We start from the raw sequence: 24,116 nt of genomic DNA, 5'->3' as shown, positions 1-24,116 counted from the left end.
AGTGGATATGTAATCTTATTGTTGTAAAATTGAAGCTGTAAAAATACCTATAAAATCTGTGCAACATACCATTATAGCCAATTACCAGGAAGCTGCGAATAAGGCCTGCCAACAGGCCGATCACTACAAACAACAAGCAAACACTTACTCGCTGCTGCGCTTAGGTGTTTTTGCCATGATGGTATTAGTGGTTTATATTACCGTGCAGCAGGATAGCTTTGTGGTATTAGGCGTAGGTATAGTAATGCTGCTGGCCGCGTTTGCAGCCTTGGTAGCCCAACAAGGTAAATATGAGCGACTGCGTGATTATCATCTCGATCTGCAGCGTATAAATCTCAATGAGATCAACAGTCTGCAAAACAGTACCAACCTGTATGATAATGGCCAGAAATATAGCAACGAGAAGCATTTTTATACCTCTGACCTGGATATCTTCGGGAATGCCTCGTTATATAATCTTATCAATCGGGCAGCTACATCTGCAGGAAACGATAAACTGGCAGGCTGGTTAAGTACGCAGGCTGATAAAGCAACAATATTGGTTCGTCAGGAGGCGGTGCAGGAAATCGCTGCCAATAATGATTGGAAAATTAACACGCAAACCAAACTGCTATTTGCTGCTAAGGAAGATGCAGATCAAATGAAGCGCTTGTTTGTATACCTTAGCACGCCTTTGCATCTAAGCGGAGAAAAATGGCTAAGTATTTACATCAAAGTAGCGCCCTATCTGCTTTTTGGGATGCTGCTTGCCGGCGCTTTTTTATCGCCTTATTTCACATTAATGGCGCTACTTGTAGCACTCGGAAATATATTTATTTTGCTGGCCAAAGGCAGTTACATACTTAAAGCAGGCGCCATTGCCGATAAAATAAGCGATGTGCTTGCCAAATATGCCGTTGTTTTTAATGCAATAGAAAGTCAGCAGTGGCAATCTCAAAGATGCGCGCAACTGTATGAAAAGCTTAAGATAAACCAAACTTCAAAAAATATAGCCGAACTATCTAAACTGATAAATAAACTTAGTTACAGCCTCATCATGATAGTCGGGTTCATACTCAATGTATTTTTCCTGTGGGCTTTAAAGCAGATCATCCTCATAGAAAAATGGAAGCGTAACAACCACCAGAATTTTGAAGAAGCCTTTGATGTTATCGCCGAGTTTGAAGCACTGATAAGTCTTGCCGTGCCGGCTATTAACTACCCCGACTGGATTTACCCAGCCATTGCCGACACAGAAGGGTATACACTTAAAGGTAAGCATCTTGCCCATCCACTCATCCGCGGAAAAAGAGTCGATAACGATTACGAATTACATAATGCTTTTAAGATAGATATTATCACAGGCTCAAACATGGCCGGTAAAAGTACCTTTTTGCGTACAATTGGCATTAATACCGTGCTGGCATTGTGTGGCGCGCCGGTGTGCGCTGCAGAAATGGAAGTTTCAGTAATGACCATTGTGAGCTACATGCGTATTAAAGATTCGCTCAACGAGAGCACTTCCACCTTTAAGGCTGAATTGGACAGACTACAGATGCTGCTGGCCGCCGTTGAGCACGAGCACCGGGTTTTCTTTTTGATAGATGAAATGCTGCGCGGTACCAACTCTATGGATAAATATCTGGGCAGTAAAGCGGTTATAGAACAGCTTATCGCCAAAAAAGGTGTTGGCATGGTTGCCACCCACGACTTGCAAATAGCCCGCCTGGAAGATAAGTATCCCGATTATGTACGTAATTACTACTTCGATATCCAGGTACAAGAAGGCGAAATGTTGTTTGACTACAAACTAAAGCACGGCGAATGCAAAACCTTTAACGCTTCGCTGTTGCTTAAGCAGATAGGCATAAACGTACAAGCGGAGTAATAGCGCGAAAGACGTATATAAAACTTCTCATACCCACTTTTCTGCTTGCAGCAGAGAGGATGGTCGAGCGTAGCGTAGACAGGGTGAGTCAACTTTGCGCTCATTCGTCGGTGAAATACCCACCGCCTAAACTGCTTTACTTAGTTGCCCGGCTAATACTTTTACCGACATTTTAGCCCTGTTTGCCTAATAGTACTAACGCTGGGGACTGGTTTTGATACAATTTTGTGTTGTAAACAAAACTCAATTGCTATGATAACGCTATTTACAACTATTACTTTTACTACCATTTTAGGCCTGATAACACAGGGGATCACCTTTATAGGCCTTATTGGTCGCCATATATTTTAATTAACGGTTTGGCAGGCCTATTGCTTAGATAGTGTTAAACATCTGTTATGAAAAAAGGCGATACCGTACACTGGAAATGGGGCTCATCAGAAGCTGAAGGTAAAATTGAAAAGAAGCATACTTCCACCACTACTAAAACCATAAAGGGTTCAAAAATAACCCGCAAGGCAACAAAGGATGAGCCTGCTTATGAAATAAAGCAGGATGATGGTGGCAAAGTACTTAAATCAGAAAGCGAATTAAAAAAGGGCGGGAAATAATACCCGCTTTTTCATTCTGATCATTTTATTTTTTTTCCAATAGATCGCATGGTCATCTGCCTCGTATTTTCTAACCGATTTTTAATGCAAATCCAATGTAATACCTGCCGTATTTTTGTAAAATAGAATGCATATTTACATATGGCAAACCAACCAATTATCACGGTTAAAAACCTGGTGAAAAACTATGGTGATTTTGAGGCTGTTAAGGGCTTGAGCTTTGAGGTATATGAGGGTGAGATATTCGGCTTGCTTGGCCCTAATGGTGCCGGCAAAACCACCACGCTGGAGATCATAGAAACCCTGCGAGAAAAAACCTCGGGAGAAGTTATTGTAGACGGATTTAATATCGATAATAACGCCGATGAGATCAAAAAGCGTATAGGTGTGCAACTACAGGCAGCAGGTTATTACCCTAATCTTAACCTATCAGAACTTATTGTGCTATTTTCGGGCCTCTATGGTGTCAACAAAACGCCAACCGAAATGCTGGAAAAGGTAGCGCTTACTGATAAAGGCAAAGCGAAGTTCAAAGACCTGTCCGGCGGGCAAAAGCAACGCTTTTCTATTGCCACTACGCTTATTAATAATCCACGCATTATATTTTTGGATGAGCCCACCACCGGCCTCGACCCCCAGGCGCGCCGTAACCTGTGGGACCTGATACGCGAGATACGCGACCACGGGACAACCGTGGTGATCACTACCCATTACATGGATGAGGCCGAAGTACTTTGCGACCGTGTAGCCTTTGTTGATGGCGGACATATCATCGGTATTGATACGCCCGATCATTTTATTGACGAACTGGTGGCCAAAGGCTTTGAACGTAAAAAGCAGGTAAAGGCTGCAAACCTAGAGGATGTATTTATTAACCTGACCGGGAAGGAATGGCGCGAAGCATAGCCTTCTGATAGTCGGCAAGTATGAGTTTGCAGTTAGCAGTCTCTTATATTAATACCAACACTTCACAATGACTGAATGACCCAATGAATAGTACAAAATACAGTAATACACGTGCTACGCTTGCCATTGCCAGGGCAAGTTTCCGCTCCATTCTCCGCAGCCCGTCTGCAGTGGTGTTTAGTCTGGCTTTTCCACTCATCTTTATTGTCGTGTTCGCTAATATAGGTGGCGGCGGCATGAGTGTTGATGTTGGCGTAGCCAAAGGCTGCGATACGCTTAATCCTATTTACAAAGTTTTGGCCCAAAATAAGATCATAAAGCTTATTAAGGATGAAACGCCAGATGAAATGCAAAAGAACCTGGCCAAGGGAACCATCGACGCTATTATTGATCTGAAACCGATGGTACCCATGAAGCCTATGCAGGTAAACGTACAGTATAGCCATGCATCTGGAGATAAAGGGGGCGTATTAAAATCTGTGCTTAATAATATATTTTACCGTATACAGTCGGAACAGTTTAAGCGTATACAGCAAATTTCAGGCATACCTATACCTAACGCCGTTGACCTGAAAGAAACCGTTGTAACCGGTCGTGAATATAAATACATCGACTTTATATTGCCTGGTCAGTTGGGCTTCTCTTTACTGAGTAGCGGGGTATTTGGTACGGCCTTCGTATTCCTGAGCTTGCGCATTACACTGGTAATTAAAAGGTTTTTCGCTACCCCTGTTAAACGTTCAAGCATTGTACTGGGCGAAGCCATAGCCCGTGTAGTATTTGCTTTGCTTGGTGCTTTGTTTATTATTGTGATTGGGCATTTTGTATTTGGCTTTACATTAATACACGGGGTTGTTACCGTGCTTAATATGCTGGTGCTGTGTACTATTGGGCTCATCATATTTATGGGCTTCGGCTTTACCATATCAGGCCTGGCCAAAAACGAAAGTTCTATACCGCCTATATCCAATATTGTGACCATGCCGCAGTTCCTGCTTTCGGGTACTTTCTTTTCGGTAAGCGCATTCCCGGTTTGGCTGCAACATATTAGCAGGGTGTTACCACTTACACACCTTAATGATGCCATGCGTAAAGTGGCTTTTGAAGGGGCGGGCTTAGGCGATGTTACTCATCAGCTTTTCATTTTGCTGCTATGGGGCATAGGGGTTTATGCTGTAGCGGTAAAGACTTTTAAGTGGGAATAGTTTTTTAGAGAGCAAAGAATCAAGATACAAGAATCAAGAATTATAAGTCAAAACGCATGAGGCTCGCACTTTCCAGTGTGGGCCTCACACGTTTTTATGTTTTAACTAAGCTTTTAAGCCAATCCTTCGAGATTATTTCTTAACATAAATTTAATATTAAGCATTGTCTATTTAACATCTTAGTAACATTAAGGAAATAGATTTGCATTATCAAAATATTAAGATAATGTTAAAAAATGCCTTTAGGATTGTCGCTATAACTTCCTTCTTCATATTCAGCTCGCTTTTTGCTAAAGCGCAGGATTCCAAATTAGGTACCTGGGGCATTGCCACTGTTGTAATGCCCGGAGATAGCGCACATCGCTGGGGAGGTTATTCCGAATTTCAGATGCGTACCAATGGCGCTGCCTTCGGTCAGTTTCAATATTATGAGGCCAAAGCAGGTGTAAGTTACGATATCGACAAAAATTTTATCGCCCTATTAGGTACCGGTACTTATCACACCTATAACTATCTTGATATTGCCGATGGCCCAACTGTTAACGAGTTTAGGGTTTGGGAACAAATGACCATTAACCAGTTTCTTACCCCACTAAAGTTTGAGCACCGTTACCGTGTAGAGCAACGCTGGCTTGACGGCAACTATCGCAACCGCTTCCGTTACAGGCTTAATATGTTTATACCTTTAAACAACGTTAAGATCGTAGCTAAAACCTGGTTTATTTCTGTATTTGATGAGATCTTTTTCACCAATAAAACACCAAATTTTGAGCGCAATCGTGTATCGGCTGCTTTAGGTTACCAGTTTGATAAAAAATGGATAGTACAGGCCGGCTGGATCAACCAGCGAAATTACACCACCACTACCAGCAGCGCGAAAAATAACATGATGGTTACATTAATGTACCGTATTAATCGTAAAAACAGTGCAGAGCGCGAGCACTTGCCTACCACTTCAGATTAAGTAATTGTTACAAATGTAAATTTTGGTTGCTATTTCTTGATTTTGCGCTTAACTTAGCCGACCAACTTACTATAGTAAATTCAAAAAAATTACGATAACAAATTATGAGCTTGATAATTGATGTTCATGCGCGCCAGATACTTGATTCGCGCGGTAACCCTACAATAGAGGTAGATGTTTTAACCGAGAACGGTGCCCTTGGCCGTGCTGCTGTACCATCTGGTGCATCAACAGGTGTGCATGAGGCTGTTGAGCTTCGCGATAATGATAAAGCTGTTTACATGGGCAAAGGCGTTTTAAAAGCCGTTGAAAATGTGAACGAGAAAATAGCCCCTGAACTAAGAGGTGTTGATGTGTTTGAACAAAACGCTATCGACAGCCTGATGATCAAATTAGATGGTACCGAAAACAAAGGTAACCTGGGTGCAAACGCTATCCTGGGTGTATCTTTAGCAGTTGCTAAAGCTGCCGCGCAGGAAAGCCGCCAGCCTTTATACCGCTACATTGGTGGTGTAAACGCAAATACGCTACCTATCCCGATGATGAACATTGTTAACGGTGGTTCGCACTCTGACGCGCCTATCGCTTTCCAGGAGTTCATGATCATGCCGGCAGGTGCTTCTTCTTTCTCTGAAGCATTGCGTTGGGGTACAGAGGTTTTCCACAACCTTAAAAAGATCCTTCACGACCGTGGTTTATCAACAGCGGTAGGTGACGAAGGTGGTTTCGCGCCAACTTTCGAAGGTACCGAAGATGGTGTTGAAACCATCCTGAAAGCTATTGAAAAAGCAGGCTACAAACCGGGTGTTGATATATTCCTGGCGTTTGACTGTGCTGCGTCTGAGTTCTACAAAGACGGTAAATACGACTATACAAAATTTGAAGGCGATAAAGGTGCCATTCGTACCAGCGCTGAACAAGCAGATTACCTTGCCGAATTAGCAGCTAAATACCCTATCATCTCTATCGAAGACGGTATGGCTGAAGACGATTGGGAAGGCTGGAAAATGCTTACTGATAAAATTGGTGACAAAGTACAGTTAGTAGGTGATGATTTGTTTGTAACCAACGTAAAACGTTTACAACAAGGTATTGATGCTAACACTGCAAACTCTATCCTGGTTAAGGTAAACCAAATTGGTTCGTTAACCGAAACTATCAACGCGGTTAGCCTGGCGCAAACTCACAGCTATACTTCTGTAATGAGTCACCGTTCAGGTGAAACCGAAGACGCTACTATAGCCGACCTCGCTGTTGCCCTTAACTGCGGCCAGATCAAAACCGGTTCAGCATCACGTTCAGACAGGATCGCTAAATACAACCAGTTACTACGTATAGAAGAAGAATTAGGCGAGAACGCACGTTTTATCGGCAAAAACTTCAAATACGTTAAAAACAGAAAATAATCTCTTAGGAGATTGATGATATAAAGCCCTCTGAATTTCTTCAGAGGGCTTTTTGTTGGACATAATAAATTACGCTTGTACTACCGCGTCATTGCAGGAACGAAGCAATCTCTTTTATAACCAGCAGTTTATTTGGGTGTAAATTGCACATGCAACCGTAATAATTCATAAAGTCTTAGTTGTCTTAAAACAAGAAAGCCTCTCCAAATTGGAGAGGCTTTCTTGTTGATATGTGGGTAATACTATTATCGGCCACCTGCCGCGCCGCCGCCCATGCCGCCACCTTGCTGGTCGCCGCCCTGGATCTGGTCGTCGTTGTTAACTCCTTTTTTCTTTTGCATCGGGTTAGCCGGTTTAAAGCTGATCTTACCGAAACTGTAGCTAAACGTTAAACCGAACGATTGGAACGGAAACTGTGTACGGCTTACCTGGCTGAAGCCCGGGCTTGATATATTCTGGTTAAAGGCTTTGTTAACCGCGAATGGCTGTACGGTATTGAAACCAAGCGAAGCCTTTTTGTTCATAAACTGTTTCTTTAAACCAAACGCGTAAATACCAAATGAAGGGCTGGTACCCTGTATGGTACGGCGAGCCGAGTTAATGAAACCAAACGCTTCAAAGATGATATCCTTAGGTAAGTTTAAAGTAGCGCTGCCAAACATGGTGTACTGTAGACGTGTTTTAAGCGCGTCGGGGTTAATGAAGTTGGCATACTGCGCATACACTGTTGGGTTATAGGTAAACACGTTAACGCTACCACGTATGGTTAATGGCTTAATAGGGTTAACAGAACCAAAGAAGCTTGCACCTACAGATTTGTTAATGGCTACGTTATTTTGCACTGTACGGGTACCGGTAACGGTGCTGTCGCCAACCAGCTCCGTGATAGGCACAGCTATACCTTCAATAAGGTCGCTGGTTCTCTTGTAGTAAACCGAGAAGTTTAACACGGACGATTTAATAAACGTGTTGTAATTCAACTCAACAGTTTGTGAAACCTCAGGTGCCAGGTTAGGGTTACCTACCGATTGTGCCTGGATATTAGCCCTGTTGATGAAAGGGTTTAACACCTGCAGGCTCGGGCGCTGTATACGTTTGCTGTATGACAGTTTAAATGTATTTGAACCAAGAGTTTTCTGTATGGTTAAACTTGGGATATAAGTGTTATAATTAGCACTAAACGGATTTAATACCTGCTGGTTAGCGCCGCTTGCATAAGGTGTTTGAGGGTCACCGGTAATTTGGGTATTCTCGTAACGGAAACCACTCAGGATAGAATAGTTCTTAGGCAATGTAATGGTAAATACACCATAGCCTGCATACACGTTTTGCGTATAGTCATACAGGTTTGAGTTTTCGGTATCCAGGATGGGGTTGTTGCCTGCAGCGTCAACATCGTAAATGTTGTAAACGCTGTTGATGCGCCTCTGAATGGTTTTACCACCGGCTTCCAGTTTAAGCACTTTGCTTATAGGCAAGGTATAGTCTGCCTGGGCGGTATACTCATTGTTTTTACCATCGTTATTGCCGGCCTGGTTTGGCTGCCTTGCGGTAAATAAGCTGTTGTAATCTGTTTTAATGATGCTATGGCTCCACTGACCTGAAATAATTATTTCGTGGCCTTCTTTTTTAAATTTGTGGGTATAGTCGATATTCCAGTCGAAACCACTGAATTTGTTATGGTTAGTGCTGTTACCAAAGTACTGTATGCTTTTGGAAGGGTTGATAAAGTCCTGGATGCTGTATGTACCGCCGCCATTGGTATTAAAACCACCATCGTTTACCGCAATGGTACTGTTAATGCTGTTGAAACCGTTGAACTCGTAACCGGCAGTAAAAGTGCCTCTTGCTCCATGGCGTTTGGTTCTGCTGGCTGTATTGTTGAAGTTGCGTTGGTGTACGGTTCCGTTATCAATAGTTTGGTCGAAATCTGTGGTCATGGTTTGCGGCCATGTAAGGTTACCACCCAGGTTAGCCGAAAAGTTAAACCTGTTTTTGTTGTAGTTGAGGTTAAAGTTACCATTGTTTTGACGGGTACCTACACCACCGCTAACCGAGCCGCTTATGCCTGACGCGTTTTTGGTTTTAGTGATGATGTTAATGATACCACCTGAACCTTCCGCATCGTACTTGGCCGATGGTGAAGTTACCACCTCAATATTCTTGATCTGGTCGGCAGGGATGGTTTTCAATACATCGCTTAAGCTGGCAGAAGTAGCGCCTGATGGCTTGCCATTAATTAAAACGCGTACGTTCTGGTCGCCACGGATGGCCACGTTACCGTTCATATCTACGGATACGAGCGGCACTTTCTGCAATACGTCGGTAGCGTTACCACCGGTTGAGGTTACGTCTTTTTCGGCATTGTAAACAATTTTATCGATCCTGTTCTCAATAAGTGGTGCCTGCCCTACCACCTGTACCTCTTTTAATGAAGTTGCACTGGGCGAAAGTAGTATGGTACCCATATTGTTATCAGGCTTAGCGGCGGTGGTTTCAACCGGGTCATAGGTTTTAGCCGGGTAGCCGATAAATGATATGGTGATCTTGTATTTACCGGTACGGATGCCGTTTAACTGGAAATTACCTTTAGAATCGGTAAGTACACCGTTGATAGGTGTTTTAGCACCGCTTTTAAAAATGCTGATGGTAGCGTAATCTACCGGTTTTTTAGTGATCGAATCGATAACCGTACCGGAAATTTTGCCCACTATGCCAGAGCCTCCGCCACCCATTGGTATCTGGGCCTGGGCTGTTATAGCACTGCATACTACTATAATAAGTAAAAGTATTCGTTTCATGTGTTTTGAGCGTTTTGGTAATTTGAGGCGAAAATGCCAAAAATGTTACAGGCCTAATCTCATAAATTAAAAAATTGTTAGAGATGTAATGTATATGTTACACTTAGTTGGTGAGTGATGAATAGTTAATGGCGAGTAGTGAGCAAAAAACAGTGAGTGGTTAGGGAAGAATGGCATGTGTTTATTGTAAATGCTTTCGTGGTCCCGAACTTGTTTCGAGGTCTCATATGGGTAGTTAGATTGGTATGTGGGATGCTGAAACAAGTTCAGCATGACGAGATCTATCCAAAAAAAATATGGCGTGCTAAAAGCAACGCCATATTTCTTTTTATGTTCTTTACAGCAATATACTTACACCACCACGTTCACGATCCTGCCTTTTACCACGATTACTTTTTTGGGCGGTTTGCCATCAAGATGTTTTTGTACATCGGCATGAGCCAGTACTGCTGCTTCTACATCGGCAGGCTCCATGGTTAGGGGCAGACTGATATTGGTACGCACCTTACCGTTAAAAGAGACAGGATAAGCAAATTCATCTTCTACCAGGTATTCCGGGTTAAACTTAGGATAAGCCGCTGTTGAAATAGAGCCGGCAGGGTTACCTAACAACGACCATAATTCTTCCGCGATGTGCGGCGCATAAGGCGCCAGTACAATTACCAAATTTTCGAGTATGGCGCGTTTGTTACATTTAAGATCGGTAAGCTCATTTACCGCGATCATGAAGCTGGATACGGAAGTATTGAACGAGAAACGCTCAATATCATCTTCTACTTTCTTGATGATCTTATGCAGGGCTTTCAATTCCGCCTTGGTAGGCGCTTCGTTTGATACGGTAAAATTCCAGTTGGCATCATGGAACAGCCTCCAGAATTTACGCAGGAATTTGAATACGCCCTCAATACCATTGGTATTCCACGGTTTGCTTTGCTCCAGCGGACCAAGGAACATCTCATACATACGCAGCGTATCGGCACCATAACGTTCTACTAAATCATCCGGATTTACAACGTTGAAATAACGTTTTGACATTTTCTCAATTTCGTGTCCAGTGTAGAATTTTCCATTTTCCTTTACAAAAATAGCATCTTTGAACTCTGGTAGGTGTAATCCAAGTTTTTCTGTCTTTAATATATCATTTTCGACAATATTTACGTCTACTCTTATTGGTATAAATGTTCTAACATTTGAATAAGGTATATTTTCAGCTACATCCTTACCATATTGTTTTTTAATTAGCTCTTTTAAGTCTTCATTTAAAAATGGCTGGCCATTTGAATCTCTCGCACTTTCGTAGTCTTTAAAAATGTTTTTTGATAAAAGGATCGGCAAATAACCGCTCGGATTTTCATCGAATACAAGTCTGTAAACTATACTTGATCTTCCCTGTATCATGCCCTGGTTAATGAGCTTTTTGAAAGGTTCTTCTTCAATAGCTTTACCAATATCTTTCAGGAATTTATTCCAGAAACGGCTGTATAATAAGTGACCGGTAGCATGTTCGCTACCGCCAATGTACAGGTCAACATCTTTCCAGTACTCAATGGCTTTTTCTGATGCAAACTCTTGGTTATTATCTGCATCCATATAGCGGTACCAGTACCAGCTGCTGCCCGCCCAACCCGGCATGGTGCTTAATTCATATTCGTAAGCCTCACCCCGGCCCTCTCCAGAGGAGAGGGTGTTATACTTCCAGTCCGTAGCGCGGCCCAGTGGTGGTTCACCGGTTTCGGTTGGCAGGTATTTATCAATCTCGGGTAATACCAGTGGCAGTTCGCTTTCCTGTATCAGGTATGGTAAGCCATCTTTAAAGTAAACGGGTACAGGTTCGCCCCAGTAACGCTGGCGGCCAAATATGGCATCGCGCATGCGGAAATTCACTTTGGCTTTACCCAAACCAATTTCTTCCAGTTTGGCAACAACAGCAGCGGTAGCTTCCTTGTAACCCAAGCCATTAATAAAATCACTGTTAATGTATTTGCCTTCCTTGGTAGGGTCGGCCTCGGTATCAATCTTTTGGATGTCGATGATCTGGATGATCGGCAGATCAAAATGTTTGGCAAACAGGTAGTCGCGCTGGTCGCCGCTTGGTACGGCCATAACCGCACCGGTTCCATAGCCCGCCAACACATAATCGGCTATCCATACCGGTATTTTAGCACCGTTCAGCGGGTTGGTCACATAGCTGCCGGTAAATGCACCCGATACGGTTTTAGTATCAGCCATCCGGTCCAGTTCGCTTTTCTTTTTGGTTTGCGCAATGTACGCGTCAATATCGGCCTGTTGCTCTGGCGTAGTAAGCTCTTTAACTAATTCATGCTCCGGAGCTATTACCAAAAAGCTTACGCCAAAAATGGTATCAACCCTTGTTGTAAATACTTCTATAAAATCTTGACTCTTGGTTCTTGATTCTTGGTTCTCTATCGGGAACTTCACACTTGCACCCACGCTTTTACCTATCCAGTTGCGCTGCATTTCTTTCAGCGGCTCGGGCCAGTCAATGGTGTCAAGGCCTTGCAAGAGTCGCTCGGCATAGGCGGTAATACGCATGCTCCACTGCATCATTTTCTTTTGCTCAACAGGGTAACCACCGCGTTCGCTAAAGCCGTCTTTCACCTCGTCGTTAGCCAGTACGGTACCCAGGGCGGCGCACCAGTTAACGGTACTTTCGCGTAGGTATGTAAGGCGGTATTTAAGTAACTCTTCCTGCTGTGCTTTTTTAGAAAAGGCTTTCCATTCATCAGCCGTAAAGGTTAACACATCCTCGTCGCATACAGCGCTTATGCCTGCCGAGCCTTTTGTTTCAAAGTGTGTTATCAGTTTTTCTATGCTTTCGGCTTTGTCTGCATCTTTGTTATACCAGCTGTTAAACAGCTGCATAAATATCCACTGCGTCCATTTATAATAATCGGGTGAACTGGTGCGCACCTCGCGGCTCCAATCGAAAGAAAAACCGATCTGGTCCAGCTGTCGGCGGTAGGTGGCGATGTTTGCCTCAGTGGTAACCGAAGGGTGTTGCCCGGTTTGTATAGCATACTGCTCGGCCGGTAAGCCAAAGCTATCATAACCCATTGGATGCAGTACGTTAAAACCTTTGTTGCGTTTGTAACGTGCAAAAATATCAGAAGCGATATAGCCCAGTGGATGCCCTACATGCAACCCCGCCCCGGAGGGATAAGGAAACATATCCAGCACATAATACTTTGGTTTATCAGAAGTATTATCGGCCTTAAATGTGTTGTTATCGGCCCAAAACTGCTGCCACTTTTTCTCTATATCTTTAAATTGATAGTCCATTTGAGTATTTGGTATGAGGTGCGAAAATAATAAAAACTGCTTATAGATTAAGCTTTTGAAGCACTAATAGCCAATGTCTACCTACCCTGTAGAATAACATTAAACTTGGTAAGCTATTTTTTAAGACTTATTTTCGTGGCTCACCATACTGGTTATAGCCGTTTTACCATATGCTAAATAATTTTAAGGATAAAGATATGCAGGCCGTTATTGGCTGGGTATTGCGTGGCGGAGTGCTCATATCAATGCTTTTGGTATTTATTGGTGGTTGCTTTTATTTATATCGCCACGGTAACGCCATTGCCAACTATCATGAGTTTAAAGGCGTGCCGGATTTTATTCATTCGGCAAATGGCATTATCAACGGTATTATTAACCTGCGCGGCAGGGCTATAATCCAGTTTGGTATTATCTTACTTATCGCTACACCTATAGTGCGCGTACTGTTTTCGGCTTTGGGTTTTATTTTAGAGAAAGACCACCTTTATACAGCTATTACTTTTGTTGTGCTCTTCATTATCATTATCAGCGCTTTAAGCGGCCACGCCGGTTAATTAAAAAGCAAACCATATTTTTTGCCGTGTGTAGTATATATATATGCACCGGGAATTAGTACAATCCACAGCATTACGGAGTATAGGTTATGACGCCAAAAAGAAGATACTTGAACTTGAGTTTAAGGAGAACAGCGGCGTATGGCAGTACTTTGGCATCAGCCCGGCAACCTATAAAAGATTAATGAATGCGGCATCTATTGGGCATTACTTTGTTACCCGTATTAAAGGGAAATATCCCGAGCTGCGAATTATTTGATACTCATACGGCTCTGCACATCTTCGTTACCAATACTATGTTTGGCAGCGCCTTTTACCGTGCTCCGCCCAAACCGGTAACTAAAGCTCACGGTAACTTTACGATATTCGCGCACATCAACAATACGCAGATTGAGGTTCTGGTAATTGGTGAAAGACCTGTCGCGATAGGTCTTAAAAATATCAGTAAGGCCTACGCTTAACTTACCCATATTACTGAATAAACTTTTACTAAGGCCCGCGTTAGCTATAAAAGTTGGCCTGAATTGGTTGATGCCATAAAATGTAGCGCTTTCATACTTGGCGGTAAGCTGCGCGGCAATGGTTTTGCTGATCTGGAAATCCTGCGTAGTGTTAATAATGAGGTCGCCAGTAGCCTTATTTAAGTTGCCAAATTGAGGGTAGGCTACGTAGCGCTGGTATGATGCATCTATATCGTAAATGCTGGTCCACCATGCAGCAACGGTTACCGGGGCGTTAAGGGTAACGCCATAATTGTAGGCCCGCCCAAGGTTAACTTCTGTAGACAGGTTAATTTTTGATTCGTCGTCCTGACTGTAATAAGGGAACGCCGCGCCGGTATTAACTATGGCATATACTGAGGTTACCAGTTGCTGGTTGTAAGTGTATCCTAAACTTAGGCGGTTGCTGTATTGCGGTTGCAAATAAGGATTGCCCGCCTGGTAATTATAAAGGTCAACAAAATACAGGAAAGGGTTAAGCTTATCATAAGCAGGCCTGCTGATGCCCCGGTTAAAAGTCAGGTTATACTCGTTCTTATCGTTTTGGTGATAGTTGAGTATCAGTGTAGGGAACAGGTTAAAATACTGATGTGGTGTTACATCATCTGTAGTAACAGATGTGCCTTTATTGTTGGTATACTCACCGCGCAAACCGGCATCAAGGCTATACTTCCCCCATTTGCCTGTATAATTTAAGTAAGCTGCCGCTATATGCTCTGTAAAAAGAAAGCGATTGCTGAAATCATCGTCTACTGTGTAAACACCATTTACTTTGGGGCCAAAAACCAGGTTATTATCCGTATTGGTACGGCTGAACTTTAAACCAGCGTCCAATTTACCGCCGTGCCGTAAAGGGTTACTATAATCTACCATTGCCGTCCAGTTAGTGATGTGCGTAGGCGACAGGTTTTGCAGTAACAGCGGATCTCGGTAAGGCGTATAGGTATTATTGAAAAATTCATTGGTGATATACTCGTCAGACTTCCGGTTTGAGCGGGTATGGGTAACATTAGCGCTGATGGTGCGGCCGCTGGTATCTAACTTATTGGTATAGTTAATATTATAATTAATGTTGTTGATGTTGCGCGTAATGCCCGAAGTCGCGTTAATTATAGAATCGAGCTTACCGCTGTTAGATATCATGAGGTTGTTATTCTTGTTATAGTCGGTATAGCTGGCCAACCCGCTTACTAAAAAACCTAAGGTTTGGCTTGGTGATAAAAAGAAGTCTGTACCAAGCCTGAAATTATGTGCAACCGCGTTTGAGGTATTATGATATAAGCTGTTGTATTCGCTTTGTATTCCCTGGTAATTAATAAGTCGGTCATTATCAATGTCGCGGTAGGTTTTGTTACCGTTAACACTGTAGCCACCGAAGAGGTTGTAGCTTTTGGTTCGGGTATTAAAAGAAATACCGCTGCTGGCTTTGTAGTAGCGACCATAACCGGCTGAGGCATTAACAGTGCCGTTGGTACCCAGGTTCTTTCCTTTTTTATACACAATATTTACCACACCACCGGCTGATGCGTCATACCTGGCAGAGCCAGATCTGAGTAATTCTATGCGATCTATATTACTACCGGGCGTACCTTTTAACAGCGCGGACAACTCGGGGCCATTCAGGTTGGTAGCTTTACCATCGATCATGATAAGCGCGTCCTGCCTGCCGCTTATGCTAACATTATCATTATTATCCACCCTTACGCCCGGAGATTGCTTTAAAACATCCAATACCGATTGCCCCGCGGCTATGATACTTGCGCCCGGGTTAATAATTGTCTTATCCGGTTTAACTTCAATATAACGGCGCCTGCCTGTTACCGCTATTTCTTTTAGCTGCGCGCTGGTAGCTGTAAGTACAATGGGCGAAAGATTGACTAATTTATCAGCAGGTACCTCAAAACCGCTGCTGTAGGCGCGTTTATACCCCAGCATGGTGGCCAGCACAGTGTACTTGCCCTTGGGAACGCTGGTAAACTGAAAAGCACCTTTTTTATCAACCAGGGCCGACATGACCACAATTGAATCGGACAGATGGATCAATATAGCACTGGCTGCATCGGCCGGGAGGCCTTCACCTGTATTAACCGTGCCTTTTATGATTGATGTACCTTTTTGGGCGTAACAGTAGTTAGTAATAGTAATCAGGAACGCTATGTATAAGCATCCGAATTTGAACTTCATTAATAGTAAAAAATTGCCTTATAGTTAGTTAGTTATAGAAGTTTTAAATATAACAACATTTTTACAGTTGGTAATGTTGTTTTGTGCTTTTTACGGAAATTCACGAGTAATTGTTTCAGCCGATAATATTTGGCAGGTAAAACTGTTAATTTGTTATTTTCGTGCTTTGTTTACACCAGTACATAACATATGAGGAAAATATACATTTTATTAGCTACTCTCTTATTTACTACCTGTTTAATGGCGCAAAGTGCTCCTGCTAATTTTACCGGGGCCGTAAATAAATTCAGGCAGTACTATAATAGTAATCACCCGGATAGTATTTTTAATATGTTCAGTCCGCAAATGAAGGCTGCGCTCCCTCTTGAGAAATTTAAGCCAACTACCGAGCAGTTACGTGCCCAACTGGGAATGCTGAAAGGTATTGAACTGATAAAGTTTAGCCAGCCGCTGGCCGTTTACAAGGCCACGTTTGATAACGCCATCTTTGACCTTAACCTATCGCTTGATGCACAAAATAAGTTAACGGGCTTGCTGCTAAGCCCGCATACCGACCAGTCCGCCGCCAAAATGGCTATGGACCCATCACTTAAAGAATCGCCTTTGTTGCTCAAAACCATGAGCGGTACTATATCAGGTACGCTTACTATGCCTGCCAATGGCGCTGACAAAGTACCGGTTGTGCTTATTATTGCCGGTTCGGGCCCTACCGATCGGGATGGCAACAGCCCTAAGCTTGGCCTCAATACCAACGCTTATAAAATGCTGGCTAACGAATTGGGTAAAGCAGGTATAGCTACCGTACGTTACGACAAAAGGCTGGTGGGGCAAAGTGTAAGCTCAACCAAACCAAAGGAGCTTCGTTTTGAGGATTATGTGGATGATGCCGTTGGGTTGGTGCAACTGCTCGCTGAGGATAAGCGCTTTTCAAAAGTTATTGTACTGGGGCATAGCGAGGGCTCGCTTATTGGCATCCTATCAGCCCGTGACGAACCTGTTAACGCGCTGATATCTGTAGCAGGTGCAGGCCGCTCTGCCGACCTGGTGGTTACCGACCAGATGAAAGCCCAGCCAAAATTTATACAGGATAACTTTAAGGTGATGCTTGATAGCTTGAAGAAAGGGAAATTTACAGATAACATAGATCCTAAAATATATGCCATTGCCGGCCCCGAAGTACAGCCTTACCTGATGTCGTGGTTCAGATATAACCCGGCAAGGGAGATAAAAAAGCTAAAAATACCTATTTTAATCCTGCAAGGAACCACCGACATACAAGTGCCGGTGAGTGAAGCCGAATTGTTAAAGAAAGCAAAATCTGACGCCAGATTGGTAATTATCCCCGGAATGAACCATATTTTAAAAGCTGCCCCTGCCGACCGGGAGCAAAACCTGGCTACCTACAATAAGCCCGAACTACCACTTGACCCCGAACTGGTTAAGAACATTATAAGCTTCGTAAAGGAACCGAAGTAGTAAATTGTAAGGGGGAGTGGTGAATAGTGGGTCGTGATAAAAAGTGAATAGGTTTTATATATAATCATTTGCGATTTCGAACGAGCGATAGCAAGGAGGACAGGAACGAAGTGGAGCTCTTCGAAGATAACTCTTTTGTTTGCAGATACTTCGTGCAGAAGATTTCTCTCTATCGTTCAAATTACACTTGAAACAACTCACCATTCTCTATTCACCACTCACTACATTATTTCCATATCCCCAGCAACCTTCTTAGCAGAATGATCTCTGAGGTGTGATACGCGTTATGATCTGCTATTTGCAGGGCTTCGCGAAGGATGCTTTGGCCCTCGCCGTGAGGGATAGCCGCGTATATATCACCGCTTTTTAAAAGTTCTATAAACGCTTTGCGATCAGCCTTAATAGCTGCAACAGTTTTATTCCATTCTGCTTCATCGGCTGGTGCGGTTTCTTTTGGCCAGTAACCATCCGGCCATTTAGGCGATTGATGGCTGGCATCCTTGCTAAACTCCAGCATATCCCATTGCGCAATGCGGATATGTTCGGCTAATTGCCATATACTATAAGGCAGGCCATGTGGTTTTATACCTAATTTATCGGCTGGTATACCATCCAGCGCATCCTCAAGCGTAGCATGGGCGCCGCCACCCTCCAGTAGTTTTATCAGTTCTTTTATTAATATATCGTGTTGATCGCTCATGCCAGAAGTTTTATTATTTAACAAACAGAAGTAAGGTTTGATTTATAACTTCCAAAGTTTTAAGTTTATCACCAAAAGCAAATCCTACTCACCGTGACTAAAAGAATACTCATCCTTCTCGCATTGTATGTAACCGCCTTTACCGCCTGTAAAAAAGACCAGGGCGGCAGCATAGATAACGGCTTAAAAGACGACGGCACCTTTATCCGATATGAAGATCATTTTCTGGAAGAGTTTTGGAAAATTAACCCTGAATGGGCTACCTCAGTTGGGTACCATAAGTATGATAGCCTGTTGATTGTACCCAGCGCAAAAGCACGCGAGCAAAAACTAAAGTTTGCTAAAGTACAGCTGGATTCGCTTAGCCGTTATGAGCCAAGCCTGCTAACGGATAATAACAAGATAGATCATCACATGATCAAAAATCAACTGGAGTCCATGCAGTGGGGTACCGAGCAGTTAAAGTCGTACGAGTGGGATCCATCAGCCTACAACGTGATCGGTACGTTCGCATTTATGCTGAATGAGCATTACGCGCCACTGCAAAAACGCCTGCACAGTATGTACCAACGCATGGAAAACATACCGGCTTACTACAAAGCGGCACAATTGCAATTGAAAAACCCGGTTAAGGAACTTACTGATCTGGCCATAGAACAGAACGAAGGCGGCTTAGGTGTTTTTGAAAACGACCTTACCGATTCGCTTAAGAAAAGCAAACTGCCTGATGCGGAGCAAAAACAAATTACCGACAGGGCCAAAACAGCGGTTGAATCTATTAAAGGATACGTAGCATTTTTGAAAGCCATGAAGAATGACAAGCCCCGGAGTTTCCGCCTGGGCAAGGAGTTGTATGAGCCTAAATTTAAATACGAGGTGCAGGCAGAGATCAGTGCGCAGCAAATGTTTAACGCGGCCGTAGAGCGGAAAAAGTTTTTGCACAGGGAAATGGCTAAGATAAGCAGGCAGCTGTGGCCCAAATACTTTAAAAGCGAGTCCATGCCGAATGATTCGCTTGAACTCATTAGCCGTGTTATCGACACGCTTTCTGCCAGCCATGTTAAGCAGGACGAATTTCAATCTGCCATTGAGAAAACGATACCTAAGCTGATAGCCTTTATTAAATCAAAAGACCTCGTAACGCTCGATCATACAAAACCTTTGGTGGTGCGTAAAGAGCCGGCTTATATGGCAGGAGTAGCCGGTGCGTCGGTAAGCGCGCCCGGCCCTTATGATAAAGGCGGTAATACCTATTATAACGTAGGCAGTCTGCAAGGTTGGCCGGTCGCCAGGGCAGAAAGCTACCTGCGCGAGTACAACGATTATATTTTACAGATACTCTGTATTCACGAAGCCATACCGGGCCATTACACCCAGTTGGTTTATTCCAACAAGGCACCGAGCATGATCAAATCTATATTTGGTAACGGTGCAATGGTTGAAGGCTGGGCGGTATTTAGCGAGCAGGAAATGATTGATGCCGGTTATGGTAATGGCGCGCCCGAGATGCGCCTGATGTGGTATAAATGGCACCTGCGCTCTGTTTGTAACGCTATTTTAGATTACAGCGTGCACGCCGGTAACATGACCCGCGAGCAGGCGATAAAAATGCTTACCAGAGAAGCTTTCCAGCAGCAGGCCGAGGCCGAGGGTAAATGGAAAAGGGTAACTGTGAGCAGTGTACAGCTTACCAGTTATTACACCGGTTACAAGGAGATCAACCAGCTTTACCAGGATTGGCAAAAGAAACAAGCTGATAAATTTAAAGTTAAAGACTTTAATGAAAAGTTCCTGAGCTATGGCAGCGCCCCCGTTAAATATATTAAGGAAGCTATGTTTGCCCCGCCCAAGAAAGAAGGGAAGTAAGCAAGTCAAAATTCAAAAGTAAAAATTAAAAAAGCCTGGCTATGTGAGTAAACGGGCTTTTTGTTTTCTTAGAGCCATGTCTTTGCGAGGAGCGTAGCGACGTGGCAATCTCGTAGGCATGTCAAACTTGCTTATCCTGTGAGATTGCCGTGCTGTCGCTCGCAATGACACTTAAGAACTTTACGGTATCAGATCCTCAAACTTATCCCAAAAGCCATCTTTAGGTAAGCTGGCTACAATCTCTATAGGTTCATTTTTAACCGGGTGGATGAACTTTAAGCGACGGGCGTGCAGGCAAATGCTTTTGCGCAGGCTGCCGCGTGGATATCCGTATTTATTATCGCCTACGATGGGGCAGCCCAGGGTTGATAGTTGTACACGTATCTGATGTGGGCGGCCTGTTATCGGATCTACTTCAATAACCGAATAGCCATCGCGCTGGCCAACCATCTTGTAGTTTAATTCGGACCGCAGGCTGCCTTGCACTTCCTTATCATGGGCTTTGGTGACGTTCTTTTGCGAGTTTTTTACCAACCAGTGTACCAGGTTACCGGCAGGGGGCTGAGGCTGCTGCCTTGTAATGGCGAAATAGGTTTTATGCATTTCGCGGTTCTTAAACATCTTGTTGATCCTGTCTAACGCTTTACTGGTTTTGGCAAACAGGATAACGCCACTCACCGGGCGATCTAAACGATGCACTACGCCCAAAAACGCGCCATTGGGCTTGTTGTATTTAGCAGCAATATAGCGCTTAACCTTTTCGTCCAGCGGCTCATCGCCGGTTTCATCAACCTGTACAATATCACCGGCACGTTTGTTAATGGCAATGAGGTGATTGTCCTCGTACAGCACATCTGCGTCGGTAATGTCTTTGTTTATGTAGGTATGTTGCTTTAAGTTCATGGTTAATGGTCCATGGTCCATGGTTTAGCTGCTATGAACTATTAACCATGAACCAGCGTAGCTGCTAATATTCCTCTTTCTTGTTAGGGAAGCTTTTCGCCTTTACATCGGTAACGTAATTGCCGATGGCATTGTTCATTACATCAAACAGGTCGGCATACTGGCGCAAAAAGCGGGGTTTAAAACCTTTGTTAATGCCCAGCATGTCATGTATCACCAATACCTGGCCGTCGCAGTGCTGTCCGCCGCCTATACCGATGGTGGGTATGTGCAGGCTTTCGCTTACTTCTTTAGCCAGTTGCGATGGTATTTTTTCTAAAACAATGCTGAAACATCCCAGTTCTTCCAGCTTTTTGGCGTCCTCTTTCAGTTTTGCTGCTTCGGCCTCTTCTTTGGCGCGTACGGTGTAGGTGCCAAATTTGTATATGGATTGCGGCGTTAAACCCAAATGGCCCATCACCGGGATGCCCGCGGTTAGGATGCGGCTGATCGATTCAGCTATTTCTACGCCACCTTCTAACTTGATACCATGCGCGCCGGATTCCTTCATGATACGGATAGCCGAAGCCAGGGCCTCTTTGGAATTACCCTGATACGAGCCAAAGGGCAGATCCACAATTACCAGCGCACGTTTGGCTGCCCGCACAACCGACGATGCGTGATAAATCATCTGGTCTAAGGTAATTGGCAGGGTGGTTTCGTGCCCGGCCATTACGTTGCTGGCCGAGTCGCCCACCAGTATTACATCCATACCTGCATTGTCAACAATAGCAGCCATTGAATAATCATAAGCGGTAAGCATCGCTATCTTTTCGCCACGGTTCTTCATCTCCTGCAGCGTATGAGTAGTAATGCGCTTAATTTCTTTGTTTACCGACATGGTATCATTTAGTTTTTGTAAGGCAAAGGTATCGTTTGATTTTAGATTTACGATTTTAGATGTACGATTTGAATTCAATCTTTCATTTCTTAGCTTTTATCTGTAAAAAATCAAAATCACACATCCGCAATTTGAAATTTTTCTCTACTTTTGCGGCGTGAATAAAGAGGTACTTCACTTCAGCCCTTTACTTTCTTTTCACGGAGCTTCGAGCCAGAAAATCCGAATATTTAACCCTTTCAATTTTTTTGCTAAATGAATCATTTCACCAAGTTACCTGCTATTTTGCTGTTGGAAGATGGCACCGTTTTTCATGGTAAAGCCGCAGGCAAAATAGGTACTACCACAGGCGAAATTTGTTTTAATACCGGCATGACCGGCTACCAGGAAATTTTTACCGACCCATCTTACTTTGGGCAAATTATGGTAGCAACCAATGCGCACATTGGTAACTACGGTATAGCTAATGAAGAGGTTGAATCTGAACAGATACAGATTGCCGGCCTGGTTTGTAAAAACTACAATATTACTTACAGCCGCAAGCAGGCAGATGAATCTATCCAGGATTATTTTCAGCAGCATAACCTGGTAGGCATATCTGATGTAGATACCCGCCAGTTGGTGCGCCACATACGCGATAAAGGCGCCATGAACGCTATTATTTCATCTGAGATATTAGATGTTGAAGAACTGAAAGCTAAATTGGCCCAGGTGCCCTCAATGGATGGTTTGGAGCTTTCGTCACAGGTATCAACTAAAGAAACCTACACTTTTGGTAAAGAGGATGCTACCTACCGTGTTGCCGTGCTTGACCTCGGTGTAAAGAAAAACATCCTGCGCAATTTTGATGACCGCGATGTTTACGCTAAAGTTTACCCTGCCAAAACCACTTTTGAGGAAATGGAGAAAGATTTTGCGCCATCAGGTTACTTTATTTCTAATGGCCCCGGCGATCCATCGGCTATGCCATACGCTATTGAAACGGTAAAGAAAGTTTTGGCTTCTGAGAAACCGATGTTTGGTATTTGCCTTGGCCACCAGTTACTGGCCCTGGCTAACGATATCCCTACCAAAAAAATGTTTAACGGTCACCGAGGATTGAACCACCCGGTTAAAAACGTGATCATTGATCATTGCGAAGTAACATCACAAAACCACGGTTTTGGTGTGGTACAGGAAGCGGTAAGGGCATCAGATAAAGTGGAAGTTACTCACGTTAACCTGAACGACCAATCTATCGAAGGTATTCGCGTAAAAGGTAAAAAAGCTTTTTCGGTACAATACCACCCAGAATCGTCTCCCGGCCCGCATGATAGCCGTTACCTGTTTGATGATTTTATCAATCTGATGAAGAAATAGTTTTAAGATTATAAATGAAAGCCTTTCAATTTTTTGAAAGGCTTTTTTTATGTCTTTTATTACCTTCGCACCGAGATGAAGTTGAAAGGGGCTTACCGAATTGCGGCCATACTGGCTTTGCTGGCGCTGAATATCAGTTGCGACCAGGTTACTAAATCAATGATGCGCGATCATATCAATATCTATGATCAGTATTATTTTCTTGACGGGCATGTTACACTATTACATGTAGAGAATACCGGGGCTTTTCTGAGTTTAGGTGATAAGCTGGTACAGCCATTCCGTTTCATTGTTCTTACTTTATTACCCATACTGGCACTTATTGGGGGGCTGGTGTATGTAATGGTAAAGCCTAAAATGTCGCCGTTAATGGCTATGGGTATTGTTTGCTGTATAGGCGGAGGCATAGGCAATTTGTATGACCGTATAGCGCATGACTCTGTAACCGATTTTGTGCATCTGAAATTTGGCCCCCTGCAAACCGGTATATTTAACGCCGCCGATGTGTCTATCATGATAGGCCTTGGCTTAATACTGCTGGATGGCTTTGTTGCCAAACGCAGGCAAAATAGCAGCGGCGCATCTGCGTAATAGGGCTCTTGCCTTTATCTGCCGATAAAAGCGTATCTTTGCC

General features: G+C 43.6%; 18 protein-coding genes. 12 read left to right on the top strand and 6 right to left on the bottom strand.

What is annotated here, in order from left to right; genetic code table 11:
- Positions 1-58: 58 nt before the first annotated feature.
- From CKK33_RS17715 to eno, 6 genes are all read left to right on the top strand, one after another.
- Positions 59-1,867 (top strand): DNA mismatch repair protein MutS, encoded by a 1,809-nt coding sequence (locus CKK33_RS17715; protein ID WP_095705392.1) that lies wholly within the window; start codon positions 59-61, stop codon positions 1,865-1,867.
- Positions 1,868-2,265: 398 nt separating this feature from the next.
- Positions 2,266-2,478 carry a DUF2945 domain-containing protein gene (locus CKK33_RS17710; protein WP_095705391.1) on the top strand — a complete coding sequence of 71 codons (213 nt, stop codon included), beginning with the start codon at positions 2,266-2,268 and terminating at the stop codon, positions 2,476-2,478.
- A 141-nt stretch (positions 2,479-2,619) separates the two neighbouring features.
- On the top strand, positions 2,620-3,384 hold the full coding sequence (locus CKK33_RS17705; RefSeq protein WP_095705390.1) for an ABC transporter ATP-binding protein: 765 nt from the start codon (positions 2,620-2,622) through the stop codon (positions 3,382-3,384).
- Between the two features lie 83 nt (positions 3,385-3,467).
- Positions 3,468-4,589 carry an ABC transporter permease gene (locus CKK33_RS17700; protein WP_095705389.1) on the top strand — a complete coding sequence of 374 codons (1,122 nt, stop codon included), beginning with the start codon at positions 3,468-3,470 and terminating at the stop codon, positions 4,587-4,589.
- Positions 4,590-4,815: 226 nt separating this feature from the next.
- On the top strand, positions 4,816-5,553 hold the full coding sequence (locus CKK33_RS17695) for a DUF2490 domain-containing protein (protein ID WP_095705388.1): 738 nt from the start codon (positions 4,816-4,818) through the stop codon (positions 5,551-5,553).
- Between the two features lie 104 nt (positions 5,554-5,657).
- Positions 5,658-6,959, top strand: coding sequence for a phosphopyruvate hydratase (gene eno / locus CKK33_RS17690; protein WP_095705387.1), 1,302 nt, complete (start codon positions 5,658-5,660; stop codon positions 6,957-6,959).
- A 245-nt stretch (positions 6,960-7,204) separates the two neighbouring features.
- Here the strand turns inward: eno and CKK33_RS17685 are convergent, their stop codons facing one another.
- Together CKK33_RS17685 and CKK33_RS17680 are read right to left on the bottom strand one after the other, a co-directional pair.
- On the bottom strand, positions 7,205-9,760 hold the full coding sequence (locus CKK33_RS17685) for an outer membrane beta-barrel family protein (RefSeq protein ID WP_095705386.1): 2,556 nt from the start codon (positions 9,758-9,760) through the stop codon (positions 7,205-7,207).
- Between the two features lie 351 nt (positions 9,761-10,111).
- The gene (locus tag CKK33_RS17680) at positions 10,112-13,060 is read right to left on the bottom strand and encodes a leucine--tRNA ligase (protein WP_095705385.1); all 2,949 of its coding nucleotides are present in this window, start codon (positions 13,058-13,060) and stop codon (positions 10,112-10,114) included.
- Between the two features lie 170 nt (positions 13,061-13,230).
- On the opposite strand from CKK33_RS17680, the gene CKK33_RS17675 reads away from it, so the two are divergent.
- Both CKK33_RS17675 and CKK33_RS17670 read left to right on the top strand, forming a co-directional pair.
- Positions 13,231-13,614, top strand: a complete 384-nt coding sequence (locus CKK33_RS17675) for a DUF1634 domain-containing protein (protein ID WP_095705384.1) — start codon at positions 13,231-13,233, stop codon at positions 13,612-13,614.
- A 43-nt stretch (positions 13,615-13,657) separates the two neighbouring features.
- Complete coding sequence (locus CKK33_RS17670; protein ID WP_095705383.1) at positions 13,658-13,873, top strand: KTSC domain-containing protein; 216 nt, start codon at positions 13,658-13,660, stop codon at positions 13,871-13,873.
- Here the strand turns inward: CKK33_RS17670 and CKK33_RS17665 are convergent.
- A complete protein-coding gene (locus CKK33_RS17665) occupies positions 13,866-16,298 on the bottom strand; it encodes an outer membrane beta-barrel protein (RefSeq protein WP_095705382.1) in 2,433 nt (810 codons plus the stop codon). The two genes, CKK33_RS17670 and CKK33_RS17665, sit on opposite strands and share 8 nt — an antisense overlap.
- 189 nt (positions 16,299-16,487) lie before the next feature.
- Between CKK33_RS17665 and CKK33_RS17660 the strand changes: the two genes are divergently transcribed.
- Positions 16,488-17,774, top strand: coding sequence for an alpha/beta fold hydrolase (locus tag CKK33_RS17660; RefSeq protein ID WP_095705381.1), 1,287 nt, complete (start codon positions 16,488-16,490; stop codon positions 17,772-17,774).
- A 226-nt stretch (positions 17,775-18,000) separates the two neighbouring features.
- Here CKK33_RS17660 and CKK33_RS17655 read toward each other — a convergent pair whose 3' ends face one another.
- Entirely contained in the window at positions 18,001-18,474 is a 474-nt protein-coding gene (locus CKK33_RS17655; protein WP_095705380.1) for a DinB family protein, read from the bottom strand.
- Positions 18,475-18,567: 93 nt separating this feature from the next.
- On the opposite strand from CKK33_RS17655, the gene CKK33_RS17650 reads away from it, so the two are divergent.
- Entirely contained in the window at positions 18,568-20,340 is a 1,773-nt protein-coding gene (locus CKK33_RS17650; RefSeq protein WP_233138253.1) for a DUF885 domain-containing protein, read from the top strand.
- Positions 20,341-20,520: 180 nt separating this feature from the next.
- Here the strand turns inward: CKK33_RS17650 and CKK33_RS17645 are convergent, their stop codons facing one another.
- Both CKK33_RS17645 and panB read right to left on the bottom strand, forming a co-directional pair.
- On the bottom strand, positions 20,521-21,243 hold the full coding sequence (locus tag CKK33_RS17645; RefSeq protein WP_095705379.1) for an RluA family pseudouridine synthase: 723 nt from the start codon (positions 21,241-21,243) through the stop codon (positions 20,521-20,523).
- 64 nt (positions 21,244-21,307) lie between these two features.
- Entirely contained in the window at positions 21,308-22,123 is an 816-nt protein-coding gene (panB, locus tag CKK33_RS17640; protein ID WP_095705900.1) for a 3-methyl-2-oxobutanoate hydroxymethyltransferase, read from the bottom strand.
- A gap of 255 nt (positions 22,124-22,378) precedes the next feature.
- Between panB and carA the strand changes: the two genes are divergently transcribed.
- Together carA and lspA are read left to right on the top strand one after the other, a co-directional pair.
- On the top strand, positions 22,379-23,482 hold the full coding sequence (gene carA, locus CKK33_RS17635; protein ID WP_095705378.1) for a glutamine-hydrolyzing carbamoyl-phosphate synthase small subunit: 1,104 nt from the start codon (positions 22,379-22,381) through the stop codon (positions 23,480-23,482).
- Positions 23,483-23,557: 75 nt separating this feature from the next.
- On the top strand, positions 23,558-24,073 hold the full coding sequence (lspA, locus tag CKK33_RS17630) for a signal peptidase II (protein WP_095705377.1): 516 nt from the start codon (positions 23,558-23,560) through the stop codon (positions 24,071-24,073).
- Positions 24,074-24,116: the final 43 nt, after the last annotated feature.

Source organism: Mucilaginibacter sp. MD40, assembly GCF_002288635.1.
Classification (GTDB): Bacteria; Bacteroidota; Bacteroidia; order Sphingobacteriales; family Sphingobacteriaceae; genus Mucilaginibacter.
This window is presented reverse-complemented; position numbering and strand designations above follow the sequence as displayed.